Origin of the sequence: [Clostridium] citroniae WAL-17108, assembly GCF_000233455.1 — a bacterium.
In the GTDB taxonomy this organism is placed as follows: Bacteria; Bacillota; Clostridia; order Lachnospirales; family Lachnospiraceae; genus Enterocloster; species Enterocloster citroniae.
Genome location: NZ_JH376422.1, coordinates 289,597 through 310,696, shown reverse-complemented (window position 1 = coordinate 310,696; position 21,100 = coordinate 289,597). Strand labels below are relative to the sequence as shown.

23 protein-coding genes are annotated in these 21,100 nt (G+C 51.5%); 16 read left to right on the top strand and 7 right to left on the bottom strand.

Translation table 11 applies throughout. The annotated features are described in order from the left end of the window. Nucleotides 1–146: 146 nt before the first annotated feature. Both HMPREF9469_RS14670 and HMPREF9469_RS14665 read left to right on the top strand, forming a co-directional pair. On the top strand, nucleotides 147–1,100 hold the full coding sequence (locus HMPREF9469_RS14670; protein ID WP_040416517.1) for a SpoIID/LytB domain-containing protein: 954 nt from the start codon (nucleotides 147–149) through the stop codon (nucleotides 1,098–1,100). A gap of 40 nt (nucleotides 1,101–1,140) precedes the next feature. After that, nucleotides 1,141–1,896 (top strand): M23 family metallopeptidase, encoded by a 756-nt coding sequence (locus HMPREF9469_RS14665; protein WP_007863204.1) that lies wholly within the window; start codon nucleotides 1,141–1,143, stop codon nucleotides 1,894–1,896. Nucleotides 1,897–1,977: 81 nt separating this feature from the next. Here the strand turns inward: HMPREF9469_RS14665 and HMPREF9469_RS14660 are convergent, their stop codons facing one another. Continuing rightward, nucleotides 1,978–2,847 (bottom strand): YjjW family glycine radical enzyme activase, encoded by an 870-nt coding sequence (locus HMPREF9469_RS14660; RefSeq protein WP_117451607.1) that lies wholly within the window; start codon nucleotides 2,845–2,847, stop codon nucleotides 1,978–1,980. A 185-nt stretch (nucleotides 2,848–3,032) separates the two neighbouring features. On the opposite strand from HMPREF9469_RS14660, the gene HMPREF9469_RS14655 reads away from it, so the two are divergent. Further along, nucleotides 3,033–3,542, top strand: coding sequence for a CBS domain-containing protein (locus HMPREF9469_RS14655; RefSeq protein WP_007863201.1), 510 nt, complete (start codon nucleotides 3,033–3,035; stop codon nucleotides 3,540–3,542). A 78-nt stretch (nucleotides 3,543–3,620) separates the two neighbouring features. On the opposite strand, the gene HMPREF9469_RS14650 is transcribed toward HMPREF9469_RS14655, so the two are convergent. Continuing rightward, entirely contained in the window at nucleotides 3,621–4,232 is a 612-nt protein-coding gene (locus HMPREF9469_RS14650; protein ID WP_007863199.1) for a class I SAM-dependent methyltransferase, read from the bottom strand. A gap of 292 nt (nucleotides 4,233–4,524) precedes the next feature. Here HMPREF9469_RS14650 and HMPREF9469_RS14645 point away from each other — a divergent pair, with 292 nt between their 5' ends. From HMPREF9469_RS14645 to HMPREF9469_RS14625, 5 genes are read left to right on the top strand one after another with little or no spacing between them, the layout of a single operon-like run. Beyond that, nucleotides 4,525–5,841, top strand: coding sequence for a phenylacetate--CoA ligase family protein (locus HMPREF9469_RS14645; protein ID WP_007863196.1), 1,317 nt, complete (start codon nucleotides 4,525–4,527; stop codon nucleotides 5,839–5,841). Between the two features lie 52 nt (nucleotides 5,842–5,893). Beyond that, complete coding sequence (gene iorA / locus HMPREF9469_RS14640) at nucleotides 5,894–7,642, top strand: indolepyruvate ferredoxin oxidoreductase subunit alpha (RefSeq protein WP_007863195.1); 1,749 nt, start codon at nucleotides 5,894–5,896, stop codon at nucleotides 7,640–7,642. A 1-nt stretch (nucleotide 7,643) separates the two neighbouring features. Further along, the gene (locus tag HMPREF9469_RS14635; protein WP_007863193.1) at nucleotides 7,644–8,219 is read left to right on the top strand and encodes an indolepyruvate oxidoreductase subunit beta; all 576 of its coding nucleotides are present in this window, start codon (nucleotides 7,644–7,646) and stop codon (nucleotides 8,217–8,219) included. 36 nt (nucleotides 8,220–8,255) lie between these two features. Further along, nucleotides 8,256–9,554: a phenylacetate--CoA ligase family protein gene (locus HMPREF9469_RS14630; RefSeq protein WP_007863191.1), complete on the top strand. Its 1,299-nt coding sequence runs from the start codon at nucleotides 8,256–8,258 to the stop codon at nucleotides 9,552–9,554. Nucleotides 9,555–9,571: 17 nt separating this feature from the next. Further along, nucleotides 9,572–9,994 carry a hypothetical protein gene (locus tag HMPREF9469_RS14625; protein WP_007863189.1) on the top strand — a complete coding sequence of 141 codons (423 nt, stop codon included), beginning with the start codon at nucleotides 9,572–9,574 and terminating at the stop codon, nucleotides 9,992–9,994. Nucleotides 9,995–10,107: 113 nt separating this feature from the next. On the opposite strand, the gene HMPREF9469_RS14620 is transcribed toward HMPREF9469_RS14625, so the two are convergent. Beyond that, on the bottom strand, nucleotides 10,108–10,509 hold the full coding sequence (locus HMPREF9469_RS14620) for a PaaI family thioesterase (protein WP_007863187.1): 402 nt from the start codon (nucleotides 10,507–10,509) through the stop codon (nucleotides 10,108–10,110). Between the two features lie 106 nt (nucleotides 10,510–10,615). Continuing rightward, on the bottom strand, nucleotides 10,616–10,942 hold the full coding sequence (locus tag HMPREF9469_RS14615) for a hypothetical protein (RefSeq protein ID WP_147329430.1): 327 nt from the start codon (nucleotides 10,940–10,942) through the stop codon (nucleotides 10,616–10,618). A 183-nt stretch (nucleotides 10,943–11,125) separates the two neighbouring features. Between HMPREF9469_RS14615 and HMPREF9469_RS14610 the strand changes: the two genes are divergently transcribed. The 3 genes from HMPREF9469_RS14610 to HMPREF9469_RS14600 are packed head-to-tail and all read left to right on the top strand — an operon-like array spanning nucleotide 11,126 to nucleotide 12,409. Further along, nucleotides 11,126–11,524 (top strand): spore coat associated protein CotJA, encoded by a 399-nt coding sequence (locus HMPREF9469_RS14610; protein WP_007863185.1) that lies wholly within the window; start codon nucleotides 11,126–11,128, stop codon nucleotides 11,522–11,524. Continuing rightward, entirely contained in the window at nucleotides 11,521–11,790 is a 270-nt protein-coding gene (locus tag HMPREF9469_RS14605) for a spore coat protein CotJB (protein WP_007863179.1), read from the top strand. Before HMPREF9469_RS14610 ends, HMPREF9469_RS14605 begins: the two co-directional genes overlap by 4 nt. Nucleotide 11,791: 1 nt before the next feature. Then, complete coding sequence (locus HMPREF9469_RS14600) at nucleotides 11,792–12,409, top strand: manganese catalase family protein (protein ID WP_007863177.1); 618 nt, start codon at nucleotides 11,792–11,794, stop codon at nucleotides 12,407–12,409. 62 nt (nucleotides 12,410–12,471) lie between these two features. On the opposite strand, the gene HMPREF9469_RS14595 is transcribed toward HMPREF9469_RS14600, so the two are convergent. The 3 genes from HMPREF9469_RS14595 to HMPREF9469_RS14585 are packed head-to-tail and all read right to left on the bottom strand — an operon-like array spanning nucleotide 12,472 to nucleotide 14,968. Next, a complete protein-coding gene (locus HMPREF9469_RS14595; RefSeq protein WP_007863175.1) occupies nucleotides 12,472–13,050 on the bottom strand; it encodes an ABC transporter ATP-binding protein in 579 nt (192 codons plus the stop codon). Between the two features lie 28 nt (nucleotides 13,051–13,078). Continuing rightward, a complete protein-coding gene (locus HMPREF9469_RS14590) occupies nucleotides 13,079–13,816 on the bottom strand; it encodes an ABC transporter permease (RefSeq protein WP_007863173.1) in 738 nt (245 codons plus the stop codon). 24 nt (nucleotides 13,817–13,840) lie between these two features. Further along, nucleotides 13,841–14,968: an ABC transporter substrate-binding protein gene (locus tag HMPREF9469_RS14585; RefSeq protein ID WP_007863171.1), complete on the bottom strand. Its 1,128-nt coding sequence runs from the start codon at nucleotides 14,966–14,968 to the stop codon at nucleotides 13,841–13,843. 164 nt (nucleotides 14,969–15,132) lie between these two features. Here HMPREF9469_RS14585 and HMPREF9469_RS14580 point away from each other — a divergent pair, with 164 nt between their 5' ends. From HMPREF9469_RS14580 to HMPREF9469_RS14560, 5 genes are all read left to right on the top strand, one after another. Further along, entirely contained in the window at nucleotides 15,133–15,372 is a 240-nt protein-coding gene (locus HMPREF9469_RS14580; protein WP_007863169.1) for a (2Fe-2S) ferredoxin domain-containing protein, read from the top strand. 2 nt (nucleotides 15,373–15,374) lie between these two features. Continuing rightward, nucleotides 15,375–17,471 carry a [Fe-Fe] hydrogenase large subunit C-terminal domain-containing protein gene (locus tag HMPREF9469_RS14575; RefSeq protein WP_007863168.1) on the top strand — a complete coding sequence of 699 codons (2,097 nt, stop codon included), beginning with the start codon at nucleotides 15,375–15,377 and terminating at the stop codon, nucleotides 17,469–17,471. Continuing rightward, on the top strand, nucleotides 17,471–18,649 hold the full coding sequence (locus HMPREF9469_RS14570) for a SpoIIE family protein phosphatase (protein ID WP_007863167.1): 1,179 nt from the start codon (nucleotides 17,471–17,473) through the stop codon (nucleotides 18,647–18,649). The genes HMPREF9469_RS14575 and HMPREF9469_RS14570 overlap by 1 nt, the downstream gene beginning before the upstream one ends. A 260-nt stretch (nucleotides 18,650–18,909) precedes the next feature. After that, the gene (locus HMPREF9469_RS14565; protein WP_007863166.1) at nucleotides 18,910–20,361 is read left to right on the top strand and encodes a 4Fe-4S dicluster domain-containing protein; all 1,452 of its coding nucleotides are present in this window, start codon (nucleotides 18,910–18,912) and stop codon (nucleotides 20,359–20,361) included. A 242-nt stretch (nucleotides 20,362–20,603) separates the two neighbouring features. After that, nucleotides 20,604–20,969, top strand: a complete 366-nt coding sequence (locus HMPREF9469_RS14560) for a holo-ACP synthase (RefSeq protein WP_007863145.1) — start codon at nucleotides 20,604–20,606, stop codon at nucleotides 20,967–20,969. The last annotated feature ends 131 nt before the right edge of the window (nucleotides 20,970–21,100 follow it).

The following is a 21,100-nucleotide window of genomic DNA, read 5'->3' as shown; positions in this document are numbered from 1 at the left end:
CGATATTTTTGGATTGCAGAAAAGGCGACACATAGGGCGGGAGGACAGGACATATATTGATGATAGAGGCATTTCAAACGTGTCCCAAGGCGGGTTTTAAAACACGCTGCAGGGCAGATCGTCCGGTACAGGAGGGAGGTGATCGTGTGAACAAACGCATTATCTGGGCAGCCGTCACAGGACTTATGGTGCCCTATGTGGGAACCCTTGCATGGACAGGCACCATCAGGGGGGAGGAGCTGCGGTATGAGCAGCAGAAGGAGGTGTCCGGCAGGCGCAGGATACTCCTTGACAGAAGCAATGGCTCCTATTATATGGACATGGAGGAATACCTGCCCGGTGTGATCGCCAGACAGATGCCGGTGGAATATGAACCGGAGGCACTAAAAGCCCAGGCCATTATTGCCCGCACCTATATCTGCCGTCAGATGGAGGCCGCAGGGGAGGAAAATGAGATTGCCGAGTCAGCCCTGGACATGGATTATGTGGAGTCGGAGCAGCTAAAAAGCCTGTGGGGATCCAGCCGTTTTCCCCAGTATTATAAAAAACTGGAAGATGCGGTAAAGGCCACATCCGGTGTGGTGATGACCTACGAAAACAGATGCATAGACCCCATGTTCTGCCGTGCCACGGCGGGGATGACAAGAAAAGGGGATTTCACCCACCCCTATCTGGAACCGGTGGATTGTCCAGGGGATGTGGAGGCGGAGGGATACATGCAGATCGCCGTATTTTCAAAGGAGGATTTTGTGTCCGCAATCAACGGTATTCCGGAGGGGGAGACAGGAACGCGCCAGGTGGATATTTCCCAGGTCCCGGGTACGGTACAAATTGTTTCCAGGGATGAATCCGGCTATGTGGACCAGGTTCAGATAGGAAATGCAGGTTACTCCGGGGAGGAGATACAATATGCCCTGGGGCTTAAGTCCGCCTGCTTTACCATGGAGTCCTATGAGGATGGCATAAGGGCGGTGGCAAAGGGGATCGGACATGGTTATGGACTGAGCCAGGCCACTGCCAATGAGAAGGCAAAGGCGGGGTGGAAGGCGGAAGAAATCCTGGGTTATTTTTATAAAAATATTACTTTCATTTCTGAATAAGTCGCTTTGGTTTGGTAAGAATAGTACCGAGGTGATAAACGTGAAAGAGAAAGTAAACCAGATGCTCAAGGATAAGTTATTTCTTGTCATGCTAGTGTTAGGCCTGCTGACTATTGTAGCCGCAGCAGGTGTCATTACCGTACAAAGAGGAAAAGGTACTGAGACAAATCCATACCTTGAAATGCCGCAGCCAGAAATGATTGCCCAGGAAACAGCTCCGGAGACACCTCAGGTAGCAGGCGCTTCCGAGGCAGTAAAAGACACACAAAAGGTTACCCCGGCTCCTACCCAGGCAGCCGTGGCAAAGAACGAAAACCAGGGCAATGACCTGGCAGCAGAGGCAGGAGCAGGAAAAGACGCGGCGGACGCTCTTGTGCTTAACTTTACGGACGCCAGCAAAATGCAGTGGCCTGTAAGGGGCAATGTGCTTCTGGACTACAGCATGGACCAGACCATCTATTTCCCCACCCTCGACCAGTATAAGTGCAACCCTGGAATCATCATCCAGTCCGATGTAAGCACACCGGTGGCCGCACCTGCCAATGCCAGGATCCTGGAAGTTGGCTCCAACGAGGAGATCGGAAATTATGTGGTTATGGATCTGGGCAACGAATACACAGCAACCTGCGGACAGCTTAAGGAAGTATGCGTGGCAGAGGGAGAATACCTGAAAGAGGGACAGACCCTGGGCTATGTATCGGAGCCTACCAAGTATTATTCCGTAGAAGGCGTCAATGTATTCTTTGAGATGAAGCACCAGGACAAGGCGGTCGATCCCCTGAGTTATATGGAATAAATTGCCTGTGGATAAAAATGGATGCGAGCAGAAAACCGGCCGGGAAACCAGCCGGTTTTATTCATATCTCCTGTTTGCAACTTAAATGATCACAATATCCTCCACCCCGTTGGAGCGGGCGATGCAGGCCAGTGTTTCCATCAGGTCCATGGAGGGAGATACTTGGTCCGCCAGCTCTCCCCGGACGCCCCAGTTGCGGAAGCGGATCAGCTTATAGCGGACGGAGGGGACCCGGGCAATGATCCGGCTGGCAGCGTCCACTGTGTGTGCGTTATCCAAATATCCGGGTATCACCACGGTCCTGATCTCAAAAAGCTTATCCTCCTCCAACAGATAATCCAGGTTATCTAACACCAGGTCCATGGAACTGCCTGTGAGCATACGGTGCTCCTTTTCGTCCATGGACTTAATATCCAGCATGGCCTTGTCCGTCTCCTCCATCAGCCACGGCAGGTCCCTGAGGGGGACCTGGCCGTTGGTGTCTATGAATGCGGACTTTCCCAGTTCATGGACTTTGGCGAAGAGCTGCGCCAGAAAATGGCTGTGCAGGGTACATTCCCCTCCGGAAGTGGTGATCCCTCTTGCAAATGCAAGGGGCTTTTTTATTTCCTCCAGTACCTGGTTGGGCGTCATGTACCTGGTCTTGGGGCTGGAACTGTGGGGACATGCCTGGATGCATTGGTCGCAGCCGCAGCACAGGGCGGGATCCCATCTGACGGTTCCCTCCTCCGCTGTCAGGGCATGGGTGGGACAGACGCCCACACACGTGCCGCAGTGGCAGCAGAGGTGGATGGTCTCCGGGTTGTGACAGTATTTGCAGGCAAATCCGCAGCCCTGAAGAAAGATGGCCACACGGTTGCCCGGCCCGTCCACCAGGGAGGAGGGAATAATGCGGTTGACCGGCGCTGAGACGGACGGTATAAAATTGGTTGCAGCAGATCCTGTTATCATATTTACCTCTTCTTTGGCCCTGAAAATGACGGCCATAAATAGTCTACTTATATATTAAGGGAAAAGTTGATTTTATAAAAGTCTAACTTCTTAAGAAATTTCAGATTTTTATAATAATTTGTTCACATTCGGTTCAGAGCCACATTCTATACTAATAGGAGAATACAGGAAGAAGGAGTGAAAATATGAATATATTATTTTTCCTGACTCCTAAAAGTGACGTGGCGTATATAAGTGAAGATGATACGTTGAGACAGGCTTTGGAGAAGATGGAACACCATAAGTATTCCGCTGTACCAATTGTCAGCAGGACCGGCAGGTATGTGGGCACGCTGACAGAGGGGGACCTGTTATGGGGGATCAAGAATCAGTTTAATCTGGACCTTAAGGGGGCGGAGAGAATACCTGTGACCGCAATCCGCCGCCGGTGTGACAACCGTCCGGTGAAGGCAGATGCAGATATGGAGGATTTGATCGGTAAGGCCCTGAACCAGAACTTTGTGCCGGTTCTGGATGATCAGAAGTGCTTTATCGGGATCATTACCAGAAAGGATATTATCAAGTATTTCTATCAGAAGTGTGAGACTGTAAAGGAGCGCTCCAAGAAGTGTCTGGAGCAGGACGGCGGGGAGCAGAAAAAGCCGGATCTGTCAGCCGTGGTAAAGCTGCGCAGCCAGGAAGGCGCTTTTGTATAGGAAGGATCAGCCATATGTGAAGAATGTAAAAAAACCGATGATCCGGAAAGTGTACCAGTTCCGGACCATCGGTTTTTCCTATTTGGCGACAACAAAGCACAGAGGGATCCGGCCGCTGTCAAGGGTGCGGTATTCCGCAACTGAAAATCCATGATCGGCAAGGAATTTCAGAAACTGGGACTGGGTCCACTGGTGATAGGTACGAAATCCGGTCTTTTCCATAAGCTTCATCCGAATCCGGGAACCTGTATATTCCCCGTGTACAAAGGTGGGGCAAAAGAGCAGGCCGCCGGGCTTTAACACCCGCCTGATCTCAGCCAGGGCCTGCTGGGGACAGGGCATGATGTGGAGGGCGTTGGAAATGACTACTGCGTCAAATGTTCCCGGCGCATAGGGCAGGGACGTTGCGTCCAGCACGGAAAAATGCAGGCGGGAGGAACGGTTATGTTTTTTTGCCTGGGCGATCATGGCCTCTGAGAAGTCGGTGGCTTCCCACAGCCGGACCTGGCGTGAAAGGGGATAGGACAGCTGCCCGGTGCCGCATGCCAGTTCCAGCACATTCATATCTTTTGAAAGGTACGGCCTGATGCGCAGGCAGATATCCTTGTAAAGACCGGAGTTGCTTTTCATAAACGGGGCATATAGTTTTGAGACTTTCTGCCAATAAGTTTTGTTATCAGGTTCTTGCATGTGTATCACTCCTTGGGGATAATATGTGAACGGTTAGAGTGGGCTAACAAAATCATAGCACACATGGAAGGGAAATACAAGGCGGCTGCGTCATGTAACAAATGGAAATAATTGTGCAAAAAATAAATCCGTCTGACCTCATCTGCCAAAGTTGACATGAAATTTGCATGAAAACAGCAGACAAACTTATAAAAAGATGGTATAATGTCGCCAGACATTACGCTGCGCCAATTCGTTGACACGTCAAAGTGTGACAGAAAAGGCAGGCGGGGAAAAGGAGGTCAGACGAACGATGATATGGGCAAAAGAAGAAACGATGTCCAGAGCGGAGATTGAATCCGTTCAGTTAACCCGCTTAAAGGATACGGTGAAACGGGCCTATGAAAAAGTGCCCGCGTACCGGGCTAAGATGGAAGCAGCCGGCATTCAGCCGGATGACATACAGACCCTGAAGGACCTGCAGAAACTTCCATTTACGATCAAACAGGATATGAGGGATAATTATCCGTACGGACTGTTTGCGGTCCCGCGAAAGGAACTGCTCAGGATCCATGCATCCAGCGGGACCACGGGAAAACCCACGGTTGTGGGATATACCCAGAATGACCTGGATGTGTGGAGGGAATGTGTGGCCCGTATTGCTGTGGCAGGCGGCGCCACTGATGAGGATGTGGCACAGATCTGTTTTGGATACGGTATGTTTACCGGAGCCCTGGGCCTCCACAACGGCCTGGAAAAGGTGGGAGCAGCCATTGTCCCCTCATCCACGGGCAACACCCAGAAGCAGCTCATGTATATGAAGGATTTTGAAACCACCCTTCTGGTGGCAACCCCTTCCTATGCCATGAGGATTGCGGAGGTGGCACTGGAGATGGGCCTGGATCCCAAAAAGGATCTGAAGGTAAAGAGCCTTGTGCTGGGCAGTGAGCTGATGACGGAGGCCATGAGGAACGAGCTTTACAAGGTATGGGGAGAGGATGTGAACCTGACCCAGAATTACGGCATGAGTGAGCTTATGGGGCCTGGCGTCTCAGGGGAATGTCTTGAGCTGAACGGAATGCATATCAATGAGGACCATTTTATCGCCGAGGTCATAGACCCCAAGACAGGTCAGGTGCTTCCGGCAGGGGAAAAGGGCGAACTGGTCATTACCTGTATTACAAAGGAGGCGCTGCCCCTGATCCGCTACCGCACAAGGGATATCACAAGGCTGATGTATGAGCCATGCCCATGCGGCCGCACCACTGCAAGGATGGAGAACCTGTCAGGCCGCACGGACGATATGCTGAAGATCCGCGGCGTCAATGTATTCCCAAGCCAGATTGAGGAAGTGCTGATCAACACGGATGGGATTGGGCCTAACTATGAGATCCTGGTGGACAGGAAGAACCATTCAGACCTTCTCACCATTAAGGTAGAAGTGGAGGCGGAGAGCATGATGGACTCCTACGCCGCCCTGGAAAAACTGGACCAGAGCCTCAGGGAGAAGATGCGCATGATGCTTGGCCTGGATGCAAAGATACAGCTTGTTTCCCCCAACACCCTGCAGCGGTTTGAAGGAAAAGCAAAGCGGGTGACTGACTTAAGGGTTGGAAAAAACGAGGTTTAATACTCTGGGACTCCCAGATAAACTATATGATAGCAAAGGAAGGAAGATAAACGTGTCCGAGAAAAAAATATTACTTGGCAATGAAGCCATTGCAAGAGGCGCATATGAGGCGGGCGTAAAGGTCTCAGCCGCATATCCTGGCACACCCAGTACAGAGGTAAGCGAGGCCCTTGTTCAGTATGATGAAATCTATGCGGAGTGGGCGCCCAATGAGAAGGTGGCCACCGAGGTTGCCATCGGAGCATCCATTGCAGGGGTGCGCTCCATGTGCGTGATGAAGCATGTGGGAATGAATGTGGCGGCAGACCCCCTTTATACCGCGGCCTACACTGGTGTGAGAGGCGGAATGGTGCTTGTGGTCGCGGATGACCCAGGCATGTACAGTTCCCAGAATGAGCAGGACAGCCGTATGGTTGCAAGGGCAGCCATGGTTCCTGTGGTGGAACCCTCCGACAGCGCAGAGGCCAAGGAATTCATGAAATATGCCTATGATCTGAGCGAAAAATACGATACCCCGGTCCTCTTAAGAAGTACCACCAGATTATCCCACTCACAGGGTGTGGTGGAACTGGAGGAGCGGGCTGAGCCGTTTGACATTCCATATGAAAGGGATGTTGCCAAATACGTGATGATGCCGGGAAATGCCATCAAACGCCATCTGGTGGTGGAAGCCCGCATGAAGCAGCTGGCCCTGGACGCCAACGAACTTCCCATCAACCGGGTGGAATACAACGACCTGTCCGTGGGATTTATCACAAACGGCATTGCCTACCAGTACGTGAAGGAGGCCATGCCGGAAGCATCCGTATTAAAGCTGGGCCTTGTCAATCCTCTTCCAAGAAAACTGATCGAGGAATTCGCGTCAAAGGTGGATAAGCTTTACATATTTGAAGAGCTGGAGCCGGTGGTGGAAGAACAGGTAAAGGCATGGGGGATCACCAAGGCAGTGGGCAAGGAAATATTCACGGTACAGGGCGAATACAGCGCCAACCTTATTCGTGAACGGGTATTAGGACAGACTCCGGAAATGGATAAGGCTGCCCAAGTACCTGCAAGGCCTCCCATTCTCTGTCCCGGATGTCCGCACAGAAGTGTGTATACTGTGCTGAACAAATTAAAGATCCATGCGGCAGGAGATATCGGCTGCTATACACTGGGCGCGGTTGCACCCTTAAGCGTAATAGACACCACCATCTGTATGGGAGCCAGCATCAGCACCCTTCACGGAATGGAGAAGGCCAAGGGAAAGGATTACATCCATAACTGGGTGGCTGTTATCGGAGATTCCACCTTTATGCACACAGGTATCAATTCCCTGATGAACATGGTGTATAACCAGGCCACGGGGACCGTCATCATCCTTGATAACTCCACCACCGGCATGACAGGACACCAGGAGCATGCAGCAACGGGTAAGACATTAAAGGGGCAGGTAGTGCCGGCCATCAACATTTTCGGCCTGTGTAAATCCCTGGGAATTGAGCATGTGATCGAGGTGGATGCATTTGACCAGGCAGAGCTGGAGAAGGTGATCAAAGAGGAGGTGGCCAGGGAGGCTGTTTCCGTTATCATCACAAAAGCTCCATGTGCCCTGCTTAAAGGGATCAAGTTCCCCAACAAATGCAGACCGGTTCCGGATAAATGTAAAAAGTGCGGCGCCTGTCTGAGGCCCGGATGCCCTGCCCTTACAAAGAATGAGGACGGACTGATGTCCATTGACGAGACCATGTGCAATGGCTGCGGCCTGTGCATGCAGCTGTGTAAATTCGATGCCATTGAGCAGATAAAGGTGGGTGAATAAGATGACTTGTAAGAATATTATGATCGTAGGCGTGGGCGGACAGGGAACCCTTCTGACCAGCCGTATCCTTGGAAAGCTTGCAACAGGCGCGGGATATGATGTAAAGCTGTCCGAAGTCCACGGCATGGCCCAGAGAGGCGGAAGCGTGGTCACCTTTGTCCGCTATGGGGAAAAGGTAAGCGAACCCATTGTGGAGGAAGGACAGGCGGATGTGCTCATTGCATTTGAACGTCTGGAGGCACTGCGGTATCTGCATTTCCTTAAAAAGGACGGGGTGGTCATTGTCAATGACTGGCGTATTGACCCGATCACAGTGGTTACAGGAGTGGCATCCTATCCCGAGAATGTGCTTGATACTTTAAAAGAGATGCGCAAGACCATTGTGGTGGAAGCCACGGCCGAGGCCAAGAAGCTGGGGGCTCCCAAGGCATTTAACATCATAGTGCTGGGGGCGGCGGCCAGGCACATGGGCTTTGAAAAACAGGACTGGCTGAGCGTGATCGAAACAACGGTTCCGCCTAAGACCATAGAGGTGAATAAGCAGGCATTTGAGATCGGATACGCGCTTTCACTGTAAGAAGGACTTTTATAGATACGGAGGGTTTACAGTCAGATGATATGGAATGAGACAAAGGAATGTATGAGCAGGGATGAGATGACAAACCTGCAGAGCGCAAGGCTGGCAAAGCTGGTGGATAAGGTATACCACAATGTGGAATATTACAGGAAGAAAATGCAGGCAGTGGGTCTGGAGCCAGGTGATATCAAGGGGATCGAGGACCTGGACAAACTGCCGTTTACCACAAAGGACGATTTGAGGGATACATACCCATTCGGTATGTTTGCAGTGCCCAATTCACAGATCACCCGTATCCATGCATCCAGCGGCACCACGGGAAAGGCAACTGTGGTGGGCTATACCCGCAAGGACATCGATGTCTGGAGCGAATGTGTGGCAAGGTGTATCACCATGGCGGGCCTGGGCCGGGATGACACCATCCAGGTGGCATACGGATACGGTCTGTTCACCGGCGGCCTGGGAGCCCATTACGGGGCGGAGGAGATGGGGGCCACTGTGGTTCCCATGTCCACTGGAAATACAAAGAAGCTGGTTACCATGATGGTGGATTTCGGAGTGACAGGCATCATGTGCACCCCCTCCTACCTGCTGCATATAGCGGAGACCATTGAGGAGATGGGGGTAAGGGATCAGATCAAGCTGAAGGCATCCATCAATGGTGCGGAGCCATGGACCGATAAGATGAGGGCCCAGATCGAGCGTCAGCTGGGAATCCATGCCCACGATATCTATGGCCTCAGCGAGATCATGGGGCCGGGCGTGGCAACGGACTGCCAGTACCACACGGGACTCCACATCCATGAGGACCATTTCCTTCCCGAGATCGTGGACCAGCACACATTAAAGCCATTGCGGGACGGTATGGAAGGCGAGCTGGTTATCTCCACGCTTACCAAGGAGGGACTGCCTCTGATCCGTTACCGCACAAAGGATCTGACCAGCCTGGAGCACGGTCCCTGTGAATGCGGCAGGACCACGGCCAGGATCGCACGGTTCACAGGAAGAACGGATGACATGCTGATCATCCGCGGCGTCAATGTATTCCCATCCCAGATCGAGTCGGCTCTCTTGGAAATGGGAGGGACCACCCCCCATTACCTTCTCATTGTGGACAGGATCAACAACCTGGATACCCTGGAGGTGCAGGTGGAGGTGGAGGAGAGATTCTTCTCCGATGAGATCCGTGAGTTGGAGAATCTGACAGGAAAGATCGCACACGTGATCCAGGAGGCCATCGGCCTGGCAGTGAAGGTGAAGCTGGTGGAGCCAAAGAGCATTGAGCGCAGCATGGGCAAGACAAAACATGTGATTGATAAAAGGACACTGATTTAGGAAAGGCAGGTACATTTATGTTTGTAAAGCAATTGTCTGTATTCATCGAAAACCGTGAGGGAAGGCTGGAGCAGGTAACAGAAGTGCTGAAGGAGGAGAACATTAATATCCTGTCGCTGAGCATGGCTGACACCACGGAATATGGTATGCTGAGAATGATCGTATCCGATCCGGAAAAGGCCAGGAACGGTCTGAGGGAGAAAGGTTTTTCCGCCATGCTGACAGATGTTCTGGCCGTGAAGCTGGAGGACCATGTGGGTGAGCTTCACAAGATGACCCACACCCTGTGCGGCCAGGGACTTAATATCGAGTATATGTACGCGCTGGCTTCTGCCAACAGAAGGGCTATGATCGTAAAAGCCTCCGATGGTGAGACAGCCGCAAAGGCCATTACAGATGGCGGGCTGGTACTCTATAGCAATGAGGAGATGTGCTGGTAAACGGATATACAAAAAGGGCCGGGGTTTTGATACCCGGCCCTTTGCGCGGTGCCTGGCCTTTGTATAGCTGGCCTTTGTATAGTTATCCTTTGTATGTGCACCTGGCGCGTTCCCTATCCCTTGGAGAATCCGCTGGCAGTGACATGGGCTACCGCATTGCCCAGGTCATCGGTCACCTCCACCAGGTAGTAACAGGTGCTGCGGCCTTCCTTTACCCTGTGTGCCTGGGCAATGAGGCGGCTGCCTCTGGCAACTCCCAGGTATGTGATCTGTGAGGTGGTGGATACATGAAGCGGTTTATTCCAGTTGGATGCAACTGCAAAGGCAAAATCTGCCAGGGTGAAGATGGCTCCGCCCATGACAGTATTGGCTGCATTCAGGTGGTGGGGTTGTATTTCCAACGAACATTTTGCATATCCGTCATCCACTTCCTCGATTGTGGCCCCATTGTCCGTGGCAAATCGGTCCTTTGCAAAAAATTCTCGAATCTGTTCCAGTTCCTGCGGGTTGTTCATGGCTGGTCCCTCCTGTTTGTTAGCATGTAAACACTATATAACAGGAAAATACAGGTTGTCAATGGTGGAAAAGAAAAAGGCAGGGCCCATTGGGGTCCTGCCTGATCTATATTAATAATTTAATTTCCGCAGCCGCAGCCATCGGATTCTGCTTCCGCAGCCCGGGGCTGAGGAAAGCCGCCTGGCCTGCCCCAGCTGGCATCATTAAAGCCCTGCCAGTATCCGTTGCGGAAGCCTTCGCGGTATGCCTGGCGCCTGGCGCCTGCACAGATGTCACGGCATCCGCAGCTATTGCTGTTATTGCCGCATCCACATCCGCTGTTTCCACAACCACAGCTATTATTGCCGCAGTTATTATTGCCGCAGCTATTGTTGCCGCATCCGCAGCCAAAACCGCCGCAGCCAAAACAACAACGATTACATCTACAACCACATCCACATCCAAATCTAAAGCAACACATATATCGCACTCTCCTTTTTTATTGGTTTGTACTATATCATATGGGACGCGCAGACAAAGTGTTACTGTTTTTCTTTCATGACTTTTCTGTCACGGGCTGTTGGCTGTGTCATAAACTATAATAAAAGAAAAGATATTGGAAGGAGTATCCATCCTATGGATTCCTATACAGATGTAAGCGGACAGTGCTGCGGGTGCGGCTGCAGACATGTGTCCTGTAACACTTCCAGCCAAAATGACAGCGGCTCTTACTGGCAGCCGGATTATCCGGATATGAATACAGTACCCTGGGCCGTCAGCGACAACAACACCGTACCTTCATATTCATATATGGATCAGACATATCCGGATATGGATCAGACATATCCTAATATGAATCAGATGGTATGTGTTTCTACAGAGCCGGGCTGTCTGGAACAGCAGTTCCCGGTTGCAATGGCATATGTGCCATGGCAGCAGTGGCAGACCACCTACGCCCCGGAGAGGGGGCTGGTACAGGGAACGATTTTCCCTGACCTGGATCTTCAATTTAACTACGGGAGGTGCAGCAGATGACAAACTTTGATTTTGGAACTTCCCGTGAAGCCATGCTGCGTCAGGTAGACGAGGCTGGTTTTGCCGTGGTTGATGCAAACCTCTATTTAGACACCCACCCCTGTGATGCTGCAGCCATTGATTATTATAATCAGATGGCACAGGCATACCGGAGTGCGGCAGATGCCTTTGAAGCACAGTTCGGGCCGCTGACCGCATCCGCTAACAATGATACTGCGTACTGGTCCTGGGTCAATGATCCATGGCCATGGGAAGGAGGGTGCTGATATGTGGATATATGAAAAAAGACTGGAGTTCCCTGTTAATATCAAAGAACCCAATGCTCAGATGGCGCAGTTTATAATGAGCCAGTACGGCGGCCCTGACGGCGAGATGGGCGCGTCCATGCGTTACCTGTCCCAGCGCTACACCATGCCTTACAAGGAGTGCAAGGCAGCCCTCACCGATATTGGAACGGAAGAGCTGGCCCACCTTGAGATTGTTGCAACCATTGTCCATCAGCTTACCAGGAACCTGACGGCAGACCAGCTGGTAGAACAGGGCTTCGGCCCTTACTACATTGACCATGCCACAGGTATCTGGCCCCAGGCAGCAGGCGGTATCCCCTTTAATGCGTGCGAATTCCAGTCCAAGGGCGATGTGATCACGGATCTCCACGAGGATATGGCAGCTGAGCAGAAGGCCAGAAGTACCTATGACAACATCCTGCGCGTTGTGAAGGATTATGATGTCTGTGAACCCATTAAGTTCCTCAGGGCCAGGGAAGTGGTCCATTACCAGCGGTTTGGTGAATGTCTGAGGATTACCCAGGATAAGCTGGACAGCAGGAATTTCTATGCATTTAACCCTGAATTTGATATGCAGTCCAATCCCTGCCAGCAGTAGATTTGCTGAAAGAAATCCATTGAACACAAAAACAGTGCAGGTATCCGCTACCTGCACTGTTCCTACGTCAGCCGTACCAGTTCCCCGCCGATCAGCTCCACATCCTCCTCCTGGTGGGTAGACAGTATCAGGATACGGCCATTCTGCTTTTCCCTGATATAGGCGATGACGCTGCGCTTTAAATCTTCATCCATTCCGGTAAAGGGTTCATCCATCAGCAGGACATGGGAAGGGGTGAGCAAAGCCCTGAGAACTGCCACCCGCCGCTTCATACCGCCGCTTAAAGTGGATACCGGGCGGCTTAGGCATTCCTCGGGAAGCAGTTTGGCCATCTCCCATCTTACGCGGGATGCTTTCATGGAACGGCCTGTGCACATGGTTACATTTTCCACGGGCGAGAAAGACTCACACAGCCTGTCCTCCTGGAATACGGCGGATACGGCGGCTGGTTCAATGTCAACCTCCAGTGTTCCCTCATCCGGCTGTTCCAGTCCCATGAGGATGCGCAGCAGGGTGGTCTTGCCTGAACCGGAGGGGCTCATAAGGCAGTAACAGCCGCCGTCCCTGAAGGTCAGATTGATGTCCCGGAGAACAGGCAGCCCGTTGAAGGATTTTGCTATATGCTTTAGTTCGATCTTCATTTGTTGCCTCCTTGTCGCGCATTTTCCTTTAATGCCGTACTTTCTTTAACAGATACAGGAACAGGTGCTCAAACAGTGCGCTGACAATGATGATCACAAAGGTCCAGGCAAACAGACCTGCAGTGTCCAGATAAAGCTTGGAGTAATAGAGCTGTTCGCCGATGGAGCCTTCCGGGATACCGATCACCTCCGCGGCCACGCCGGATTTCCAGCTCATGCCAAGGGCGGTCCTGCATCCGCTGATCAGGTAAGGAAGAAGACCGGGAATGTAGATATACCGCACCTGCTTGTACAGGGGCATGGAAAAGACCCTGGCCATCTCCAGCAGCTTCCGGTCCGTGTGTTCCAGGCCCGAGAGTGTACTCACATAGATCATGGGTACTACCACCAGAAAGGAAGTGAACACGGACAGGTTATGGGAGCCGATCCAGATCAGAGCAAGAATGACAAAGGAGGCCACAGGCACGGATTTGATTAACAGCATGATGGGCTCCAGCAGTTCCTTTACCAGGCCGGACACATAGGCCAGGCTTCCCAGAAGGATCCCCAGGACAAATGCGCCCAGGAATCCGATGCTGATCCTGGCAAAGGAATTAAAGATGGAGGCCCAGAAAGAGCTGTTCCGGACAAGCTCCATAAGGGCCAGGATCATGTCCATGGGTCCTACAAATATGATGTTATTGTGTATCAGCATATTGGCGGCCTGCCATACTGCAATCCAGAACAGCCATATGAGATATTTTCTTAATCGGGTATTCTGCTTCATGAACCGTGTCTCCGGAATGCCGAATTATGGCATGTAATAAAAGTCATCTCCTGGCAGCTGTCCGCCAATGGACTTGGGATCCTGCTCCATCAGGGTGGATAAATAGCCGCTTAGGGCATCCTTCATCTCCTGACCGGTGAGGCACACAATGTTGCAATAGGGAAGGGCCTTCTGGGCAATGGGGGCCTTTTCAACAATGCCCTGTGCCGCGATCAGTTCAGCGGCCTCCTCTACATGCTCTGTGGCAAAGAGGGCAGACTGGGCATGCTCCTCCAGGAATTCAGCTACAGGCGCCTGGTTCTCCCTGAGAAAATCGCTGCGAACCAGAGTGACGCCGGTGACCAGCATGCTGCCGGTATCCTTGTTTAGCAGGTTCCACTGCTCTGTCAGGTCCAGAACTGTCTTTAGATCCGGGTTCTGGATGCAGGCCGCAGTGGCAAATGGCTGCGGAAGGACGCCGATGGCGCTTGAATCTTCTTTCAGGAGAGATGCCACCTCAGTGGCCTCGGACTTGAACTGAAGGTCCACATCAGAGGTTGAAAGTCCATTTCCCTTTAACAGGTAATTCATTACATACTCGGGGGTGGTGCCCTTTCCTGTCATGTAAATGCTCCTGCCCTTTAAGTCGGCCATGGAGGTGATGGAATCATCGGATGCCACCACGTACAGCACGCCCAGGGTATTGATGTCCAGGACCGTTACATTTCCCTGGGTCTTGTTGTAAAGGACGCTTGCCACATTGGCCGGGACCAGGGCAATGTCCAGGTCTCCGTTTGCAATCTTGCCCACCAGTTCATCCGCCTTGCCGGCCATGGTAAACTCGTAGACATTGGCAGTTTCTCCCTTGGAGGCCTTGTCCATCAGGGATACCAGACCCATGGAGGTCGGTCCCTTCAGGGAGCCCACACGGACGCCGGCCTGGCAGGTGAGCTCCGGATCCTCCTGGCCGGATGCGCTCTCGGCCGTGGATCCTTCTTCGGCTGCGGCTGATTCCTCGGCAGACTGGGAGGAAATCTCCGTGGAGGCCGGGGCCTCCGTCTGCGCCTGGCCGGCTGTTGCGGAAGGGGATGAACCGGAGGCGCCGCTGCATCCTCCAAGGGCCAGAGATGCACCCATAACGGCTGTGATCAGTAACAAAATCGACTTTTTCATAATACATTCGCTCCTCTCATAAATATCCTTTACTATAGCACAACAAGCCCTTGTTTTCTATAAAATATTTGAGAAATATTATTGATATAAATATCACAATATGAGATAATGGAGGCATGGTTTGGGGTGAGCCCATAATACACGCAGATAGTGGAGGAATAAGGATGAAAGTAACGATTTGTATTGGAAGTGCCTGTCATTTAAAGGGGTCTCGTGAGATTATCGCCAAGCTTCAGAAACTGGTGGATGAGAACGGACTGTCCGACAAGGTAGACTTAAACGGTGCGTTTTGCACAGGCAATTGTGACCATGGGGTATGCGTGACGGTGGAAGGCGAGCTGTATTCCCTGAGACCGGAAGACACAGAAGAATTCTTTGAAAATGAGATTAAGGGGAGACTTTGATTATGGGCATGGAAATCATAGATTTCAAAGCCACAAAGTGCAAACACTGCTATAAGTGTGTCCGTTATTGCGAAGTTAAAGCCATCCAGGTCAAGGACGAACGGGCGGTGATCATGTCGGACAAATGTATCCTTTGCGGACATTGTCTGAAGATCTGTCCCCAGTCAGCCAAAACGCTGCGAAGCGATCTGGATATGGTGAAGGGATTTATAAGAGAAGGCATGCGGGTAGTGGTGTCCATTGCACCGGCTTACATGGGACTTTTAAAATATAAGACGATCGGCCAGGTGAGGGGGGCGCTTATGCGCCTTGGCTTTGAGGATGTAAGGGAGACTTCAGAGGGGGCCGCATTCGTGACAGCGGAATACGCAAAGCTTTTGAAAGAGCACAGGATGGACAATATCATAACCACCTGCTGCCCAAGCGTCAATGACCTGATCGAGATATATTATCCTCAGCTTGTGCCTTACATGGCTCCCGTGGTATCGCCCATGATCGCCCATGGCAAGCTTCTGAAGGAGGAGCTGGGCCGGAATGTGAAGGTGGTGTTCCTGGGACCGTGTATTGCAAAGAAAAAAGAATCCAGGGATCCAAGGCATGACACCTATATCGATGCGGTGCTTAATTTCAATGATATCAACAAGTGGCTGGAGGAAGAGGACATAGTCATTGAGGATTGTGAGGACCAGCCCTTTACAGCATTTGACCCAAGGGTCAACCGCCTTTATCCCGTGACCAACGGCGTGGTGAACTCCGTATTGGCCACCGAGGAGGAGAGCGATGGCTACAGGAAATTTTATGTCCATGGAGTGGCCAACTGTATTGATCTGTGCAAGAGCATGTCCCGGGGTGAGATCAAGGGCTGTTTTATTGAGATGAATATGTGCTCCGGCGGCTGTATCAAGGGGCCGACTGTGAATGATGAATTTATTTCCAGATTCAAGGTAAAGCTGGATATGGAGGAGACCATAGGCAGGGAGCCGGCAGAGGCCAGCCGGATGCAGCCTGTGTGGGAGAACGTAAACTTTGGCAAGCGGTTTGAGGACCACGCGCCAAAGGATCCGCAGCCTACCGAAGACCAGATACGTGAGATCCTGCGCATGACCAACAAGTTAAAACCCGAGGACGAACTGAACTGCGGCGCCTGCGGTTATCCTACCTGCAGGGAGAAGGCGATCGCCGTATTCCAGCACAAGGCAGAGGTGAGCATGTGTATTCCATTCATGCATGAGAAGGCGGAGTCCATGTCCAACCTGGTAATGGAGACCTCCCCTAACATTGTGCTGATCGTGGGGGATGATATGCGCATTCTGGAATATTCGGATGTGGGGGAGAAGTATTTTGGAAAGACCAGGTCTGAGGCACTGCAGATGTACCTGTACGAACTCATTGACCCAGTGAATTTCCAGTGGGTATTTGACACACACCAGAACATTCACGGCAAGAGGGTGAATTATCCTGAGTACAAGCTGTCCACCCTTCAGAATATTGTATACATAGAGAAGGAAAATGCAGTTCTGGCCACCTTTATCGACATTACAAGGGAGGAAGAACTGGCTCAGGAAGAGTACGAGAAAAAGCTGGAGACCATTGACCTGGCTCAGAAGATCATCCACAAGCAGATGATGGTGGCCCAGGAGATCGCCGGACTTTTAGGCGAGACAACGGCTGAGACAAAGACCACCCTGACCAAGCTGTGCCATTCCCTGTTGGAGGATGGGGCGGATGCAGGATATGCAGGGGGTGAGGAGGACCGGGATATCCCCAATGTGCAGCTGGGAAGCGGCGCAGTGCCTTTGAGCGGGGTCATGACACCCGGAAACCTGGGAGGCGGTGCAGGCGCGGGAAGTACCAGCCCAGGCAGTGCAACATCCGGGACAATGTCCGGTACAACATCCGGGACACCGTCCGGGACGCCTGCAGCAGCTGATGCCCGAAATGCCTCTGAAGCCGGAGTCAGCAGCGGGGCGGCACCTAAGGAGAAAGCCTCCAAAGGGTATGTCCATATAGGAAGCGCTGCTCCCGCAGGCAAAAAGACGGGGTATGTCCATCTGAGCAGTTCTGATTTGAAAAAACCAGGCGGCAGCGGAGGTAGATAATGGGAATTACAGTGGATGTTGCTTATAAAAGCCTGAATAAATACACCGAGATCCTCTGCGGGGACAAGGTGGAACTGCTGCAGACCGCGGATTCCAACATCATGATTCTGGCTGACGGCATGGGAAGCGGCGTCAAGGCCAATATCCTTTCCACCCTGACGTCCAAGATACTGGGAACCATGTTCTTAAACGGCGCTACCCTGGAAGAGTGCGTGGACACCATCAGTGAGACACTGCCCATCTGCCAGGTGCGGCAGGTGGCATATTCCACCTTCAGCATCCTGCAGGTATACCACAACGGCGATGCTTATCTGGTGGAGTATGACAATCCGGGGTGTATTTTCATACGTGACGGCAAGCTCATGAAGATTCCTAAGAATGTCCGCGTCATCCAGGGCAAGGAGATCAATGAGTACAGGTTTAAGGTCCAAAAGGGAGATGCCCTGATCCTTATGAGCGATGGTACTATCCATGCGGGAGTGGGAGAGCTTCTAAACTTTGGATGGCTGTGGCAGGACATTGCGGACTATGCGGTGCGCCAGTATGCCATGACCGTGTCAGCCATGCGTCTGGCCGCATCCATCAGCAGGGCCTGTGATGAGCTTTATCAGTTCAGGCCGGGGGATGATACCACGGTTGCATGCATGCGGATCATTGACAGCAAGCCGGTGCACCTTATGACCGGACCTGCCCGCAACCCGGAGGATGATGTACGCATGGTCCATGAATTCCTGGATGATCCCAATGCCAAGACCATTGTGTGCGGCGGAACCAGCGCCACGATTGTGTCCAGGGTATTGGGGAAAAAGCTGGATGTTTCCCTGGATTATGTGGATCCGGAGATCCCGCCTATCGCCTATATGGACGGCGTGGACCTGGTGACAGAGGGTGTACTGACCCTGAACAGGGTGTTGCAGCTGCTGCGCAGGTATGTGAAGAATGAAACCGTGTCCGAGGAATTCTTCCAGGAGCTGGATAAGCCCAACGGCGGTTCCATGGTAGCCAAAGTGCTGATCGAGGACTGTACGGAAGTGCATTTATATGTTGGAAAAGCGATCAACAGCGCCTATCAGAACCCGGGCCTTCCCTTTGATCTGGGTATCCGCCAGAACCTTGTGGAACAGCTGGGACGTGTGATCGAAGAGATGGGTAAAAAAGTGGTCGTTACATATTATTAACTTTGTATCTCATTAAATACTTGCTTTTTCCGCATAAATATAGTAGATTTTCAGTTGTTGATATATTATTAACAATCATGGATGGAATGGATATAGAGGTGTATTTCACTGCACTTAGAGACCCAGATATGGTCTCTAAGTGCTCATAACGAGCCACTCCACTAGGTTCGTTTAGGACCTCACCAAGTGGAGATGACATGTATCGCACGTAAGAAACCCAAATACGGTCTCTAAGTGCTCATAACGAGGAGGAAAAGAGAATGGTAACCAATGATGCAACGATCCTGCGCTTGAAGCATGATGTTCTGTACGAAGTGGCCAAGGCTGCATGGGAAGGGAATCTTGAGGAAAAACGCGGGGAGATTCCCTATACCATGATCCCCGGACCCCAGGCAACCTACCGCTGCTGTATTTATAAGGAGAGGGAGATCATCAAGCAGAGGGTACGCCTTGCAGAGGGGAAATGTCCGGCAGGAAAGGACACTTCCAATGTGGTGCAGGTCATCAACGCAGCCTGTGAGGAGTGTCCCATTGCTTCCTACATAGTGACGGACAACTGCCGCAAGTGTATGGGAAAGGCCTGTCAGAATTCCTGTAATTTCGGTGCCATCAGCATGGGGCGGGAGCGCGCTTACATTGAACCGACAAAGTGTAAGGAATGCGGAAAGTGTTCACAGGCATGCCCCTATAATGCAATCGCACATCTGGAGCGCCCCTGTAAGAAGATCTGCCCCGTGGATGCCATCACTTATGATGAGTACGGCATCTGTGTGATCGATGAGAAGAAATGTATCCAGTGCGGCGCCTGTATCCACAGCTGCCCCTTTGGCGCCATTGGCTCCAAGACGTTTATGGTGGATGTCATCCGCCTGATCAAGGCCGGCAAGAGGGTCGTGGCCATGGTGGCGCCTGCCACGGAAGGCCAGTTTGGCCCGGATGTGACCATGGCCAGCTGGAGGATCGCCTTAAAACAGCTTGGCTTTGCGGATATGGTGGAAGTGGGACTGGGCGGCGATATGACAGCTGCTTACGAGGCCGAGGAGTGGGCTGAGGCACACAAGGAAGGCAAAAAGATGACCACCTCCTGCTGTCCTGCATTTGTGAACATGATCAAGCAGCATTTCCCCATGCTTTTGGAGAACATGTCCACAACGGTTTCCCCCATGTGTGCGGTTTCCAGAATGATCAAGAGCCAGGATCCGGAGTCCATCACTGTGTTTATCGGACCGTGTATTGCAAAGAAGAGTGAGAGCCTGGACCTTAATGTTAAGGGAAATGCAGACTATGCCATGACCTTTGGCGAGATCCGCGCCATGATGCGCGCCAAGGGCGTGGAACTTCAGCCGGCGGAGAACGACTATCAGGAGAGCTCCGTATTCGGCAAGCGCTTTGGCAATGGCGGAGGCGTTACCGCAGCCGTGCTTCAGTGCCTGAAGGAGATGGATGAAAACACAGATATCAAGGTAAACCGATGCAACGGCGCTGCAGAGTGCAAGAAAGCCCTGCTGCTCTTAAAGGTAGGACGGCTTCCCGAGGACTTTATCGAGGGAATGGCCTGTGTGGGAGGCTGCGTAGGCGGTCCCAGCAGACACAAAACCGAGGTAGAAGCCAAGAAAGCCAGGGATCAGCTGATTGGTTCAGCTGAGGAGAGGAATGTGCTGGAGAATCTGAAAAAGTATCCCATGGATGCGTTTTCTATGCACCGGCATTAAGCTGCGGCAGTTTAGATGCCGGTTGTGGTATTTGAGAGGATATGATGAAAAAGACCACAGGATGTGGTGGTTTCTGAAGGAAAGTTGAGTGGAATCACGGCCTGGAAATGGGTGTTTTTCAGGGCGTGAGAAATAGATGCCTTGGCCCTGGGAGATGAATGCTCCCGGGGCCTTTTTTGGTATTTAAAATACAATAAGCAATAGATTAACATGTATGTAGATATGATGATAGTTAATTTGGCATGAAGGGTATAGGAATTGATATTCTTGAAACTGGAAGAGTAGAGCCAATGGTAGATAGTCAAATGCGGGGATTCATAAGACAGTTTACAGAAAAGGAAATTGAAGAAGTTCTGAAACAGGAAAATCAGTATATTGCTTTTGCTAAGAGGTTTTCATTAAAGGAAGCAGTATACAAAAGTTTACATACATTTGAGGGTATACGAAGCTTTCAAGAGATAGAAATCTTGACAGACTCAAATGGTATTCTATTTGTTTCTCTGTATGGAAGAATAAAAGAGATCGCAGATAAAAACGGCATATCGCAGATTCTTTTGTCCGTGTCTTATGAGAGAAGGACTATTGTGTCAATGGCATTTGCGGAATAGAAGATTCGACTGAAATGTAATACAGAGAAGCATGAATATGGTAACCTGAATTAACCCTTGTAAATGCATTGTAAAGCCGTTGTGTTGGCTTTTAGCTTATCGCACGGCTAACCACAAGAAAACTGGGACAA

What these genes read in the sequence shown, in the direction of transcription:
- HMPREF9469_RS14660 (WP_117451607.1), bottom strand. Translation starts at nt 2,847, where the DNA reads ATGATAACAGGATCTGCTGCAACCAATTTTATACCGTCCGTCTCAGCG.
- HMPREF9469_RS14655 (WP_007863201.1), top strand. Translation starts at nt 3,033, where the DNA reads ATGAATATATTATTTTTCCTGACTCCTAAAAGTGACGTGGCGTATATA.
- HMPREF9469_RS14650 (WP_007863199.1), bottom strand. Translation starts at nt 4,232, where the DNA reads ATGCAAGAACCTGATAACAAAACTTATTGGCAGAAAGTCTCAAAACTA.
- HMPREF9469_RS14645 (WP_007863196.1), top strand. Translation starts at nt 4,525, where the DNA reads ATGATATGGGCAAAAGAAGAAACGATGTCCAGAGCGGAGATTGAATCC.
- HMPREF9469_RS14635 (WP_007863193.1), top strand. Translation starts at nt 7,644, where the DNA reads ATGACTTGTAAGAATATTATGATCGTAGGCGTGGGCGGACAGGGAACC.
- HMPREF9469_RS14630 (WP_007863191.1), top strand. Translation starts at nt 8,256, where the DNA reads ATGATATGGAATGAGACAAAGGAATGTATGAGCAGGGATGAGATGACA.
- HMPREF9469_RS14625 (WP_007863189.1), top strand. Translation starts at nt 9,572, where the DNA reads ATGTTTGTAAAGCAATTGTCTGTATTCATCGAAAACCGTGAGGGAAGG.
- HMPREF9469_RS14620 (WP_007863187.1), bottom strand. Translation starts at nt 10,509, where the DNA reads ATGAACAACCCGCAGGAACTGGAACAGATTCGAGAATTTTTTGCAAAG.
- HMPREF9469_RS14610 (WP_007863185.1), top strand. Translation starts at nt 11,126, where the DNA reads ATGGATTCCTATACAGATGTAAGCGGACAGTGCTGCGGGTGCGGCTGC.
- HMPREF9469_RS14605 (WP_007863179.1), top strand. Translation starts at nt 11,521, where the DNA reads ATGACAAACTTTGATTTTGGAACTTCCCGTGAAGCCATGCTGCGTCAG.
- HMPREF9469_RS14600 (WP_007863177.1), top strand. Translation starts at nt 11,792, where the DNA reads ATGTGGATATATGAAAAAAGACTGGAGTTCCCTGTTAATATCAAAGAA.
- HMPREF9469_RS14595 (WP_007863175.1), bottom strand. Translation starts at nt 13,050, where the DNA reads ATGAAGATCGAACTAAAGCATATAGCAAAATCCTTCAACGGGCTGCCT.
- HMPREF9469_RS14590 (WP_007863173.1), bottom strand. Translation starts at nt 13,816, where the DNA reads ATGAAGCAGAATACCCGATTAAGAAAATATCTCATATGGCTGTTCTGG.
- HMPREF9469_RS14585 (WP_007863171.1), bottom strand. Translation starts at nt 14,968, where the DNA reads ATGAAAAAGTCGATTTTGTTACTGATCACAGCCGTTATGGGTGCATCT.
- HMPREF9469_RS14580 (WP_007863169.1), top strand. Translation starts at nt 15,133, where the DNA reads ATGAAAGTAACGATTTGTATTGGAAGTGCCTGTCATTTAAAGGGGTCT.
- HMPREF9469_RS14575 (WP_007863168.1), top strand. Translation starts at nt 15,375, where the DNA reads ATGGGCATGGAAATCATAGATTTCAAAGCCACAAAGTGCAAACACTGC.
- HMPREF9469_RS14570 (WP_007863167.1), top strand. Translation starts at nt 17,471, where the DNA reads ATGGGAATTACAGTGGATGTTGCTTATAAAAGCCTGAATAAATACACC.
- HMPREF9469_RS14565 (WP_007863166.1), top strand. Translation starts at nt 18,910, where the DNA reads ATGGTAACCAATGATGCAACGATCCTGCGCTTGAAGCATGATGTTCTG.
- HMPREF9469_RS14560 (WP_007863145.1), top strand. Translation starts at nt 20,604, where the DNA reads ATGAAGGGTATAGGAATTGATATTCTTGAAACTGGAAGAGTAGAGCCA.